Consider the following 12,591-nt stretch of genomic DNA (forward strand, 5'->3'; position numbering starts at 1 on the left):
CGACAGTCGGGCCACCGGCCTGACCATCACCCACCGGACAAAGCAAAACGGTCCGCCGACTCCGTCGGCAGACCGTCACGCAAGATCGAGGCTAAGTGCTCTGAATGGACATCGAACGGCGGCGCCACAGGGAACGTGAAGTGTGGTTACACCAACAGTCCGACGTCTCACAAGTACCGCGCTGTCGTCAAGTGCATCAACAACTCAGGAAGCAAGTTCACGGTCTACGGTAAATGGGTCACCCCCATTCCCAAGGACAAGTATGGTGCCACGTCGAGCGGGGTTTGTTCGGGAAGCGGAACTGCGGGCGTAGCAGATGTAACGCACGAGTTCGCACTGGCCTAAATAAGCCATCGTCGATTAGCGCTCAACTGCTTCAGCCGTTGTAATCTTGCCTGTCGGTACCCGTCCGCCTGATTTCGACTGCGGGTCGCGACGCCGCCGCCAGGCTGGACGTTCGGTCATGCAATGCCCGGCCCAACCATGGCGCCCCTGCCAAGCAGGGGCGCCATGCATCGTTCTATAGGGCGGAAACAAACCCTTTTCGCTCATACGATTTGAATGCGACGGTAAAGGTGCGCGATCTTTAAGGTTATCAGGACGGAGCGTCGGCGGGAGGCTTTTTCATGCTCACCGCGCTGGTCGCGTTTCGCTCCCCACTATCGCCAGCGCAGAGTCGATATCGCGCCGGCCAAGTGCACGGAAGGCGCCCTTGGCCGGCATCCGGCGACACCAACACGCGCCTCTAGAGCACGTCCGGGAAAGACGTGAGTCAACTCTTGGACACCTGGCGCTTCAACCAGGAAGCGTCCATCTGGGATGTGACGGGAGCGGTCCGAGGAGAAGGGGCTCACCCTTGAGGGGGCCCCTTCTCCAGCCGGCAGTATGTCTTACGCGGGCGGGTACACCAACGTGATCTCGCGGTTCAGGCCGGTCTCGTCAGCATCCGGGTACATGGAGACCTCACCGTCGGACCACCGCACGAGGAGGTCGTCTGGATAGCGGTTTTCCGTGTAGTCGCCGGCGCCCAGGATGGTTGCGTGCGTCCAGAGGCGATTGGGCTTCTTGACCTGGATCTCGCCGTGGAATCCATTCTGGTCGATGTCCTTGTAGAGCGTCAGTTCGCCGTCTGTCCAGCGCACCATGAGATCGTGCTGGTCGTTGCCCGTGAAGTCGCCCGACGTGATCGTCGAGGCGTGCTGCCAGGTGGCGTTGGGTGCGGCGAGCCTCTTCTCTCCGTGGAAACCGTCGCGGTTGACGTCGGTGTACAGGGTGACTTCGCCGTCGGTCCAGCGGACCATGAGATCGTCGGTCCACTTGTTGCCGGTCGTGTACCGGCCGCCGGTGAGGGAGGTGGCGTGCTTCCACAGTTCGTTGGGCTTCTGCAGCTGGATCTCGCCGTGAAAGCCCTTCTCGTCGATGTCGGGGTAGAGCGTCAGCTCGCCGTCGGTCCAGCGGACGATGAGGTCGTCGTGGTCGGCTCCGGTGAAGTCGCCTGCGGCCATGGTTGCGGCGTGCTTCCAGGTGTCGTTGGGCCCGGTGAGCCGAATCTCCTTGTCGAAGTTGTCGGCTTCCTCCCCGGCGCCGCGGTAAAGCGTCAGTTCACCGTCGGACCAGCGCACGAGCAGGTCGGAGTAGTCCCAGGTTCCGGGATTGCTGTCCGTGAAGTAGCCACCCGCCATGACCGCGGCATGCTGCCATGTTTCAGCCTTGCCCAGAACCCCGCGACCAGCAGGCTGACGATTGTTGACCGCGTCGTCGTACAACGCCTTGGCGTCGCCGTCGAGGTAGGAGCTGTAGGAGATGTCGTCCTTGTCACCGCCTGTCTTCCATCCGCCGATGACCCCGATGATTCCCCAGCCGCTGCCGCGCTTGATGAGGAACGGGCCGCCGGAGGCGCCGCCGGAGTACTTGTCACAGGCGATGCGCAGGAAGCTGCCCGGGATCTTGGGATCAGTACTGTCGTAGCGGACGGTCTTGTCCGTGCAATCCAACGGGCGTTTCTGGTTGGCCGGGTAGCCGATCAGGCGAGCGGGGTCATGGTTGTACCCGGCGTTGATCATCAGCTCAGCGCCCCCGACGACGTCCTCGACCTCCTTGCCACCGCGCGGTTCGAGCTGCAGGAAATTGAAGTCGAGGTCAGCCGCGGCGTCCGGGCCCTTGGCCAGGTACCGCTTGTCGACGTATATACGTCCGGGTTTGACGGTGAAGGAACCGTGCGGCTTCTTGCCGTCGTCGTACTGCGGGACGAACGCGAGGTTCTTGCGCGCGTCCTGGTCGTCGAAGCAGTGACCGGCGCTCATCACGATGTTCTTACCGGGGCTCTTGACGACCGTGCCACCGCAGAAGCGGCCGGTATCGGTGCCGTCGTTCCAGAAGAAGGTGCCGACCATGGGCAGCCCTTCGAACGGCTGGCTGGCTGCGCGGGGCATCCTGGTCGGAGCCGGAAACTGCTTGTCCTCCTGCTCCTTGACGGGCTTCGCGGACCGCATGCGCTCCGGGGTCCAGTAGTCGTCGGCGTCAGCCGGCGTGAACCCGCGAGCATCGTCGTCACCGCCCGCCGGGACTAGGGGCGGCGGAACAGAAGGCTGTTCCGCCGGGGCGCTGGAAGTAGCGCTCCCGGAGGGCGTCGGATCACCCGGGTCCGCGATCGCCGGAAAACCCGGCAGCAGAACGAGTGCCGCGGCCCCCGCCGCAACACCCCATGCTCTGCGTAGCTTCATGTTCGGTCCCCCCATATGAGATGAGACGCGCGCCACCGCCCTTGGCGTGGCCGCCTCACGGTCAGTCATGAGATAGTAATGATCAGTCATGGAATCGCAAAGCCGTTTTCGGCGGCGGGGGGAACCATCAATGGCCGATTTTGCACGTTTGTCGACGTACAGCGGGATTGCCGCAATCATCGTTCCGTTGATCCTGATCGGGCAGGCCGGGGAAGCCCGTGCCGACGAGCTTCCCTTCCCCGGAGGCGGGTACAGCTCCGTCGGCGGTCCAGCACGGCCCGGCGAGGTGGTGGACCTTACCGTCAAGGAACGTCCTGGCAATCCGCATCCGACGGCAGTAGAGGTCGCCAGTCCCGCACTGGAAGACGACACAGCTCTCGGGGACACCAAGCGCGCATGGGTGGGCGCGGGCCGGATCAAGAAGTCCGTGAAGCCCGGGACGTATCCGGTGACGTTCACGCTGCGCCACAAGGACGCGGAGTGTGTAGCGGAGGCGGACCGTGACCGTGACCTTGTGTGTGACTACCCGACGCTCGTCCTTCGCTCAACAGTCAAGGTCTCAGTTCAGGACGCGGCCCCGGTGTCGAGCGAAGGGCCGGGTTTCGGTGGCGGATTCGCCGTCGGCATCGCGTCAGGTGCCGTGGCAGCACTGGCAGTGGGCGGGACACTGCTGCGGCTGCGGCGCCGTCAGCCTGCCGACGAGCCGTCGGAGAGCTGAGCGCTTATCTCTGGCCTGGAGTGGCTCACCGCCGCATGCCCCGAGATGACCCCACTGGCCAACAGCATCCGCGACTTCGTCAAACGCCTCATGCCTCGCGGAGGAAATGCCGACGAGCTCTCGTAATGGATCGCAGGTCCGCGCAGCCGAGCTGCCTGCGCGCCTTCACTCGAGGGCTGTTCGTCACGACCTGCCGCTCGTTCACGAGAGATGCGCTGGGCTTAGCGCTGCGCCAGGACATCGTGGCCCTGCACCGCGACCTGCCGGGCTCCTGGGGTCAAGGGGCGCTCACCTCGAGACCTTGATCCCGCTGAACGGCAGGACAGGGGTGGCGGCGCCAGGCGGCGCCCCTCTGCCTGACCGCTTCGGGCCAGGAAGCCGAGGGCGCTCCGAAGGTGATCTTCCTCGACCGTCGGCGCCCGGCACTCTGCGCATCGTCGGCTGGTTACGGCCTGGTGCGCAGCAGTTCAGGGACGCGGCTGTTCTGTCCGAGCCAGGTGGCGACGTCCTTGTCGATGTTCTCGACCAGGTGCAGGACTTCGGTGTGGGCGTCGGTGAGGGTGAGCCCGCGAGTACGGCAGCGGCGGTCGGTCTGGCCCGGGAGAGGAACGCCGTCGATCAGTGGTTCGTGGTGGGCGGCGCGGTTGCGCAGGGAGCAGGTTCACCCAGCAGCCGAAGGTGGGCTCCGCCACGATCTTCCCGGCCGGAACTGCCCGGAGGGTCTTCTGCGCTGGCTTCCCGGTCGTCGGGTGGCTGGGCATGGTGTTGTTGCGCCACGTGGTCTTGAAGCCGCTCATGGTCAGCGCGAAGTCGTCGACGCCGAGGGCACGGACCGTGCCGATGCCGGGGTCAGGAAGAGCACGGCCCCGGAAGAGGCCGAGCGGATCGCCGCTGTCTACGCGGCTCGGCTCAAGGAGCTCAACGAGTCGTAGCCCTGGGCCCGGAGCGGGACGGGCAGAGGCCAGATGGACGGGCGTGGCTGGTCGATTCGGGCTGGCTGCACCCGGGGCGGCATGAGGGGGCGGGCCATCGCGGCGATCTCGTCCAGTTCTTCACGGTGGGCCGGCAGCGCCCGGCGCAGCGCCTGATAAAGCCGCAGGAACGCGGCAGCCTCCTGCTCGGTGTAGGGGCGGATCCGTTCCGCGGCAAGCGCCCACGACGCCCGTCCCGCGCCGCCGGCTTCGTGGCGCAGCAGTGCCTGCCCGTCCCGGCGGATCACCGTGATCGCAGTGATGTGCGGGTGCTGCTCAGCGGCGGCGACGACGTCGGCGAGCGCGCGGAAGCAGGTGTCGTGCCCGGAGCGGCTGGTGAACCGGCCGATACCGCCGATCTGCAGCGCGCGGGCATACCGCAGTGCGGTGGCGAGCCGGCTGTCGGCTTCCCGGACGGCCAGGACAACGAGCTCGACCGGGTAGCCGGCGGCCGCGTACGGCAGCGCGCTGGCGAGGAATTCCTGCACGCTGCCGGGCGCTGCCTCGATCAGCACGTCGCCGCGCCGGTCACGCACGTACTGCTCGGCCCGGGCGAACCAGGCTCGGTAGTCGGCGCGGATCGCGGCCCCGGCGTTGCGGGGATCGTCGCGCAGCAGCTGGAAGTAGTCCGGGTGCGAGACCTTGAAGTCGTCGCCGACCAGCCGGGTCGTCCCCGGCCGCATCGCGCGCCGCACCATCCGGGCAGCCAGCAGCTTGCCCGCGCCGGGCTGGCCCAGGACGTACACGGCGCGTGGGTCATCCCGGGACACGATGCCGCTCAGGTAGGAGGGCGCGATCAGCTCGTCGAAGACCCACCTGTGCTCTGCAGCCGACAGCCGGTGGTAGTCCACCCCCGGCGCTCGCCTGCGGGGCTGGGCGATGCGTCGGACCGGCTCTGCCAGGGCAGCAGCGCGCTCGGCATCCCGCTGCACGGCCAGGCGCCGGTCCTCGCAGCGCACCTCCCGGTGCAAGCGCTGATCCGCCGCCGACAACTGCCGCCGGAAGACCTCCGTCTCGCGAGCGGTCCAGGGGCGGGATCGCTCGTATTTCACCGCCCTGTCCGCTGCCGGCCGGCGCCGCCAGTTGCCGTCGACGAGCTCGTTGTCATACAGCACCGTGCCGTCGCGCCGCACGACCGTGATCCGGTCGGCCAGTTGCTCGGCCTCGATCGCCGCCAGCGTGGCCAGCATGCCTTTCGCGCAGGCGTCGTGGTTCTCCCGCGAGACGTAGCGGCCGCCGCCGACGACTGCCTCGGAGAGAAACCGGTCCAGGATCCCGAGCTGGCTCAGTGCCTCCGGCGTGGCCACCGCCACTACCTCCAGACGGGCGCCGGCCTCCCGGTATGCGGCCGAGGACGCACGGAACTCCTCGATGTCGGCGAGAGCGGACTCGATCACGGCGTCATACGCGTGAACGCGGACGTGGTTCTCGACCGCGGCCTGCCAGCGGCTCGTGTCCGGGCGGACTCTGATCCCGGCGGTGCGCACGTCTGCAGTCAGGTACTGGTGGTAGCGCCGGTGGGCGGTCTTGTAGAGGTCGCGGCAGATCCGCACGGCCCCGCCCCGGCGGTTGAGAGCCGCCTGAACGAGATCGGCAATCTCACTCTTCCCTGCGCCGGGCTGCCCGGCAACCACCACGGCGACCGGCCGGGACTGTCGCACGGCTCCCTTCGTGACCGCCGGAATGATCACCTGTTCCAGCACCCGGCGGCTCTCCGACCCGGGCAACGCATCCAGACGGCCACTGGTCCCCACCACTCGTCCTCCGTGCCCGTCAAGCTCAGGCGGTTCAGGACCGAGCCGAGCTGCATCCGTTTCAACGTCAACACAGCAAGCGTACGCCAAATGATCGGTGTTCGTACGCGGAACGTACGCGCCTTGTGCGTTCCATGGGGTAGAGTGTGGGTCAGGAGGTGCTCCATGTCCGAGTTGTTCGACGCGGTCGACGCACTGCTTGCGTCCCGCGCAACGCTGCCGCCGCCGGCGGAACGCAAGCGGCTGCGTGCCGCGCACGGCCTGACAATCGACGAAGTGGCCACCGCGCTGAAGGTGCGCCGGGCCACGGTCTCCGGCTGGGAGTCCGGCAAGACCGAGCCCCGCCCGCCCGAGCGCGACGCCTACGCCCGGCTGCTGGACAAGCTCGCGGAGCTCTACCCCGCCGCTCCGGCCGACGCGACCGCACCTGTCCCGAACGCAGCAACACCGGCCACGTTCACCGGCGCCCCCGATCCGGCGGAAGCGCAGACTCTGTCCACAGGCCCGGCGCCCGAGGCTGCGGCCATGACTGCAACCGAGAACACCCAGACCTCCTCCCCGTCTCCCGTCGCCGCTGCTCCGGCCGCCGCGCCCCGCCCGGCGCGCACCACCAGGACCACCTCGACGTCGCGCCGTCCCGGCGCGCGGAAGGCGGCCCCGGCCAGTACCCCGGCGGGCGGCAGCGACTCGCGGTTCGAGAACGGCCCACTGGCAGTCGTCGACGTCGACGACGACGGCAAGGTGCTGGCGTACTGCACCGGCGGCCTGATCCTGGATGTGCCCGCCAAGTCCCTTCCGTCCCTGGTGGACTGGACGCTCAAGGAGGCGAAGCTCGGGCAGCCGAAGCTGTCCGGGCCGGGCAAGGACGCCGACCCGCTCATCGTCCTCACCCCGTCCGCGCTGAAGCGCTACGGCCTGCCCGTCACGCTCACGGAGCAAGAGCGGCTCGCCGGGCGCCTGCCCGAGGGCCACAAGGTCATCAAGCAGCTGGTCCGCGCGGAGTGGAAGCTGACCAAGCGCGGCTTCGGCCCGTGGGCGCGGATCTACCGTCCCGCCACCGGCTCGGAGCGGGCCTGCGTCCAGCTCTGCATCCCCTCCTGGAACGCCCTGGACACCCGGCACTGGGACACCGCCGGACAGCTCCCGCCGGCCGAACTCACCCGCGTCCTGGGCGTGTACGCCTCGCGGGTGATGACGCCGCGCGGCTCCACCGCCGTGACCGGCCTGGAGCTGATGACCGCCCTGCACCCGCCGACCCGGGCCACCGCACCCGACGAGAACGGCAAGCGCACCGGCGAGCACAACCCCGGCTCGCTGGGCAAGGACGCCATCGACCCGATGAACTGGCCGCCGTGCGAGGTCCCCGACGGCCACCCCGTCCTTAAGGACCTGCCCCGCTTCCACGTCCGCGGACCGGCGGAAAAGCTGCTCGAGGAGTCCTACGACTGGGCACGGCCGATGACCGACGCGGAGTGCACCCTGCGCTACCTGGTCGGCCTCGACGTCAACATGGCCTTCGCGGCCGGAGCCAACGGCTTGACCATCGGCCTCGGCGAGGCGACACGCGTCAAGGCCCCGACGTTCGACCCGAAGCTGCCCGGCTCCTGGCTGGTCGACCTGTCCCACGTGGACCTGTCCCGGGTGAAGGCCGGCAAGGAGTGGGTGGAGCTGGACGGCTCGCTGCTGCCCAGCCCGTTCACGCCGAAGGGCGACAGTCCGGAGGGCCCGGCCTGGTACGCGACACCCACCGTGGCGTACGCGGTGGAACTCGGCTACGAGGTGCGCCCGCTGGAGGCGTGGGTGCGCTACGACAACGGCCGCTACCTGGACGGCTGGTACAGCCGGATGCGGGACGCCTACCTCGCCACAATGGCCGACCTCGGCGTGCACGCGGACATGGGGCCGGCCGACTTCCTCGCCGCGATGAATGGCTATAAGGAGCGCGACCCGGACCTGGCGATCGTCGTCTCGGCGATCAAGCACACGGTGAAGGGCGGCATCGGCAAACTCCGCGAGCGCCCGCGCGGTGAGGGCTGGCGCTCCGGCGAGCCGTGGCGCGCCCTGTCCCGGCCGACCTGGCGGCCGGACATCCGGGCGGCGGTCATCTCCCGCACCCGCATCAACCTGCACCGCAAGATCGTCAAGCACGCGGCGTTCACCGGCCAGTACCCAGTCGCCGTCAACCACGACTGCGTCGTCTACGCCTCGAACGGCCCGAGTCCGCTGGACTTCCTGCCCTACCGGGACGGCAAGCCGCTGCCCGGCGGGTTCAAGCTCGGCATCAACCCCGGCCTGGTCAAGCACGAAGGCACCCAGAGCGTCCTGTGGGGCGAGGAGGTCCGCGAGCGCTTCAACGCTCCAGAGCTCAACCTCGCCCGGTACATCAAGGACGGCTCCGTCATCGACGTCGACAACGGCGAGTAGGAGACCACGATGGCCACGTTCGGGGACGGCCTCGACAGGGCGGTACAGAAGGCGTTCACGCGTCCGGCGCCCAAGAGCGCGGGAGCGCAGATGCGGTACCTGGTCAAGCAGCTCGGCGCCACCAAGCCGGTCGCGCAGATGCTGCGGGTCTCCCAGCGCACCGTCGAGCGGTACGTGAAGGACCAGATCAAGAAGCCCCGCCCCGACCTCGCCGCGCGCCTGGAGCGCGAGGTGAAGAAGCGCTGGCAGCCCCAGATCCGGGCCAGGGCCCGGCAGAAGGCGGCCACCACTGGCGGCATCGTCATCGACACCCGGGCCCGCATGGGCTACACCGCGCCGATCGGGTCGACGGACCAGGACCGCATCCGGCACCTGACCGTCGCCCTGCCTCCGCAGTACGCCGCCCGCCTCTTCGACGCCCAAGAGGCCGGCGCCACCGACCAGCAGCTCCAGGAGATCGCGGCCGAAGCCCTCAAGGAGGTCTACTTCCAGGACCGCGGCCGCCGCGCCGGCTCCCTGGAGGAGGTCCGGTTCACAGACATCGAACACCTCGAGTTCGACCTGTAGCCGGCACGCCCCGAACAGCCCGCGCGCCCCGGTCTGACTGAGCGCTTCAGCTGGCGAGTGAGTGCGCAAGTTGGCGCCTGGAGCGGGCAGCATCGACAGCCCGGGTTGGCTGGGTGGCGTAGACGTCAAGGAGCGGTTTGAGCTGGCGGTAGTAGGGGTGCTCATCGGTGCGGTATCTCGTTTCCTCTCCACGAGTCGCCCGCCCGTTGCTACGGTCTCTGCCCGGGCCAAGGGTCTCCAAAGTGGAATTATGGGATGGAATTATGGGGGAGTCGTGGAGAGCGGAGTCAACAAAGCGGCAGCCTGGCTCGGTGTAGTGACCGGGGCCATCGCCGTCCTTGCGTTCTTTGGAGTGAGCAACTTCGAGGAACTCAAGCGATCCGTCGCCAACAGTGCACGGTCGGACGACTCACTGGCGGACCCTTGTGAGGCCCTGCCGGCCGACTACCTCAGCAACTTGCGCGTGTCCGGGCCGAAGCATGACGGAGACGAGTTCCAGACGGACTGGCCTAAGCCGAAGAGCGGCTATCCCTACCACTGGTGGGATTGCGGCTGGCTCGGACCGAATCCGAAGGTCGGCGACGGGAATCTCGTCATCGGCTACTCGCAGAACACGAACCCGAGTACGGAGGGGATGCGACCGATGAATGGCATCCCGGACGCGACATACGGACCCCAGAACCCGGGATACGATTCCTCGTGCTATGTCGAATGGCCCATCGCCGACGGCAAAGGCAAGGCTTCTGTGTGGTACGGCGGCACGTGCTCAGACGCCCGGGCCATCGCCCGCAAGGCATACAAGAAGCTCTCCCACTAGCGGGGGTAGGCTTCACAGCCGCGCGTAGCCTAGCCGTCCGCGCCGTTGGGACAGCACCTCCTGCTGGGGTACGTCGCGACCGGACCAGCCACCCTCAGTGTGATGCACGGCTCCCTCCCGAGCGGACGACGGTCTACCGACCGCAGTACCTCCGATGATGGCAGGCAGCGACGCTCAACCCGCCATATGGAGCGCTCAGTCACACTTCTTGTGACTGGGCGCTTCAGTTGGCGGATGAGCAGTTGATTTGGCGGGTCGAGCATTCCGTGATGAAAGCTGAAGCTCACGCCCCCGTGGCTACGGTGGAGAAGCCATCAGATGCGTCGGCCGGTCGGCCGTGCTCCCAGACGCTGTCGAATTCCGTCTGGAAGTGTTGGAACCACTCGCCGTCACGGTGCGGGAGAACGGTGAAGACGGCATCCCCGCTGGCCGAGCTGTGCGAGTAGATGTCGACGTAGATGCGGCCACCGAGGCGTTGCGGGTCGAGCAGGACGAGACCGAAGGCCGGGACGAAATCGAGAAAGCGCACTTCCACCCTGCCCTCCGTGCCGGGCGTCTCGGCGAGTTCGCGGAGCAGGTCGACGGACGAGCGCAGCCGGTTGCGGTACATCCCGGCCCGGTCTGGAATGGTGCTGCGGCGTGCTACCTCGTCAGGGGCCGAACCGGCCGGGTCGATGAGCGCCACCTTGACCACGGCGCCAGCCACAGCCCTGCGCTGGAGCTCGTCCACCAGGTCGCGCAGCGTGCGCGACAGTGTCACCCCGACAATCCGGATGTCCTGTGCGGCACGCACCTGCTCCAGGAGGTCTGCTTTGCCCTTGCCGAGGAAGTCCTGTACGGAGAGCTCGCCCCTGCCGCGGGCGAGCACCTCGGCGGTCAGCTTCGCCACCTGTCTACGGCTGCCGAGCATGCCGCCGGCTAGCAGGGCAAGCGTTGCGAGAATTGCGGCGGCCAGCACCTCGCCTCCGACCGTGCCGAGCACCCCGAGGACGGCCAGCACCAGGGACAGCACTGCTGTCGTATAGATCTCCAGGTTCTCCCCTGCCTGCAGATCCGTGCGCAGTTGCCGAAGTAGACGCATGAGAGGCATCGTGGATACCCGCTTGATGGCGTGTCAATGAGCGGGTATGCAGGACTGACGAGCTACCGGCGGGTACCCAGCGATGCCTTTGTCAGATGCGCGCGACACGCTCAACTCGCCAACTGAGGCGCTCAGTCACACCCGGACCGCATCGGTCCGGGGCGCGCTGGCGTATCCCTGGAAAAACAGATGCTCACGCAGGTGATGCTGTGCTCACCACGCGTCCTACTCAGGAGGCGGCGTCACCAGCTTCGTAGTGCTGGGGTCGACGTCCGCTGCGCAGGCCAGGGTCGGCAGGTCGCGATCGAGCAGACCGTTCATTTCGATGGCCACCCGGCTGAGGAGGTGGGCGGCCTGCACGGACTGGCCGTCCGCGACGGCGGCGTAGAACCTGGCGGCATAGGTGATGGCGTCGACATCGCCGATGGTGTCGGACATTCCGATGGCGAACGGCACAGTGTCCACCAGCATCCCGATCTGGGCCGCGGAGTGGCAGGAGTTGAGCAGGACCAGCAACGGCTTGTCGTCCACAGCGGCAATGGCCCGGGCGAAGGCACCAGCGCTGACGATGGCACCTTCGTGGAAGCCGTCTTCGCCTTTCTCGAAAGCGATCAGGTCCTGCGTGCTGTGCCCGGAGAAGTGCACGACGTGAGGACGGAACCGCGTCAGTGCGTCCAGGAAGACGTTCGCCGTCGCGGCCGGGTGAAGATCCAGCTCGACCAGGTCCCGATGGGTGGCACTCTGAACGGCCGCCCGAATCCTCTGCTGCTCCTGGCCGACTCGTAGGTCGCCGGCGGAAGCGGCCGCCAGCAGCAGCACCCGCAGTTGCTCGGGCTTCGGGGCCCGCAGTTCCCTGACCATCGTGCGCACCTGACTCTCCGTCGTTGACAGACGGCTCTCGATCTTCTGCTGGTCTGCTGCGGCACGCCGCTCCGTCTGCTGCTGTACACGCTGGCGAGCCCTCTCTGCGGCTGCCTGCTCACTCTGTTCCGCCTTCGCCAGCTTGGCCAACAGGTCGGCTGCTTCCTTGGAGAGCTTGCCCACCCTGGCACTCCATGTGCTGGCGTCCTGGCCCGCCTTGTTGGCTTCGTTCTCGTACCTCTGGGCAGTACGCAGCTTGCTGTTGACGGTGCTCTGGCTGCTCGCCTTGGCGGCGGCCGCTCTGTCCTTCGTGGCTTTTGAGCGCTTATCGGCTTCCTTCTTGCGGAACTCACCGACCTTCTTCTCCGCATCCGCACGAGCCTTGTTCTTCCTGTCCAGCTGGCTCCGGTAGTAACTGGCGTTCATGGCGTGCCTCTCTGCGGTTGCCGTATCGCCAGGCTATGGCCACCCACTGACAATGCCGGGGGGATCCGAGCGCTCATGGATACTGGCGGCATGGCAGAAGGATCCGATTCGCACCACGACGTCACCTACCGGGCGCCAGTCGGCCTCAAAGCGTGGTCACGTCCGCTGGAGTGGTGTATCGACGGCCACTCGGTGATCTCGTATTTGAGGCTATGCGGTGAGTTCGGTGGGCAGGGCGGTGTCGTCTTT

8 protein-coding genes are annotated in these 12,591 nt (G+C 67.4%); 4 read left to right on the top strand and 4 right to left on the bottom strand.

All coding sequences use genetic code 11. The annotated features are described in order from the left end of the window. Positions 1–890: 890 nt before the first annotated feature. Entirely contained in the window at positions 891–2,792 is a 1,902-nt protein-coding gene (locus tag AB0G56_RS41350) for a trypsin-like serine protease (protein WP_360981265.1), read from the bottom strand. A 61-nt stretch (positions 2,793–2,853) separates the two neighbouring features. Here AB0G56_RS41350 and AB0G56_RS41355 point away from each other — a divergent pair, with 61 nt between their 5' ends. Continuing rightward, positions 2,854–3,441 (top strand): hypothetical protein, encoded by a 588-nt coding sequence (locus tag AB0G56_RS41355; protein WP_360981268.1) that lies wholly within the window; start codon positions 2,854–2,856, stop codon positions 3,439–3,441. 895 nt (positions 3,442–4,336) lie between these two features. Here AB0G56_RS41355 and AB0G56_RS41360 read toward each other — a convergent pair. Further along, the gene (locus AB0G56_RS41360; protein WP_360981271.1) at positions 4,337–6,115 is read right to left on the bottom strand and encodes a zeta toxin family protein; all 1,779 of its coding nucleotides are present in this window, start codon (positions 6,113–6,115) and stop codon (positions 4,337–4,339) included. A 216-nt stretch (positions 6,116–6,331) separates the two neighbouring features. On the opposite strand from AB0G56_RS41360, the gene AB0G56_RS41365 reads away from it, so the two are divergent. The 3 genes from AB0G56_RS41365 (at position 6,332) to AB0G56_RS41375 (ending at position 9,974) form a co-directional block, all read left to right on the top strand. Beyond that, entirely contained in the window at positions 6,332–8,590 is a 2,259-nt protein-coding gene (locus AB0G56_RS41365) for a helix-turn-helix domain-containing protein (protein ID WP_360981274.1), read from the top strand. Between the two features lie 9 nt (positions 8,591–8,599). Then, positions 8,600–9,157, top strand: a complete 558-nt coding sequence (locus AB0G56_RS41370) for an XRE family transcriptional regulator (RefSeq protein ID WP_360981277.1) — start codon at positions 8,600–8,602, stop codon at positions 9,155–9,157. A 274-nt stretch (positions 9,158–9,431) separates the two neighbouring features. Then, positions 9,432–9,974 (top strand): hypothetical protein, encoded by a 543-nt coding sequence (locus tag AB0G56_RS41375; protein WP_360981280.1) that lies wholly within the window; start codon positions 9,432–9,434, stop codon positions 9,972–9,974. 283 nt (positions 9,975–10,257) lie between these two features. Here AB0G56_RS41375 and AB0G56_RS41380 read toward each other — a convergent pair whose 3' ends face one another. After that, on the bottom strand, positions 10,258–11,055 hold the full coding sequence (locus AB0G56_RS41380) for a hypothetical protein (protein ID WP_360981283.1): 798 nt from the start codon (positions 11,053–11,055) through the stop codon (positions 10,258–10,260). A gap of 225 nt (positions 11,056–11,280) precedes the next feature. Further along, positions 11,281–12,342, bottom strand: coding sequence for a hypothetical protein (locus AB0G56_RS41385; protein WP_360981286.1), 1,062 nt, complete (start codon positions 12,340–12,342; stop codon positions 11,281–11,283). Positions 12,343–12,591 lie beyond the last annotated feature (249 nt).

It is taken from the genome of Streptomyces sp. NPDC021356 (assembly GCF_040641015.1).
In the GTDB taxonomy this organism is placed as follows: domain Bacteria; phylum Actinomycetota; class Actinomycetes; order Streptomycetales; family Streptomycetaceae; genus Streptomyces.

Bases quoted from the DNA above. Each gene is read 5' to 3' on its own strand.
- AB0G56_RS41365 (WP_360981274.1), top strand. From the start codon at position 6,332: ATGTCCGAGTTGTTCGACGCGGTCGACGCACTGCTTGCGTCCCGCGCA.
- AB0G56_RS41380 (WP_360981283.1), bottom strand. From the start codon at position 11,055: ATGCGTCTACTTCGGCAACTGCGCACGGATCTGCAGGCAGGGGAGAAC.
- AB0G56_RS41370 (WP_360981277.1), top strand. From the start codon at position 8,600: ATGGCCACGTTCGGGGACGGCCTCGACAGGGCGGTACAGAAGGCGTTC.
- AB0G56_RS41355 (WP_360981268.1), top strand. From the start codon at position 2,854: ATGGCCGATTTTGCACGTTTGTCGACGTACAGCGGGATTGCCGCAATC.
- AB0G56_RS41350 (WP_360981265.1), bottom strand. From the start codon at position 2,792: ATGACTGACCGTGAGGCGGCCACGCCAAGGGCGGTGGCGCGCGTCTCA.
- AB0G56_RS41385 (WP_360981286.1), bottom strand. From the start codon at position 12,342: ATGAACGCCAGTTACTACCGGAGCCAGCTGGACAGGAAGAACAAGGCT.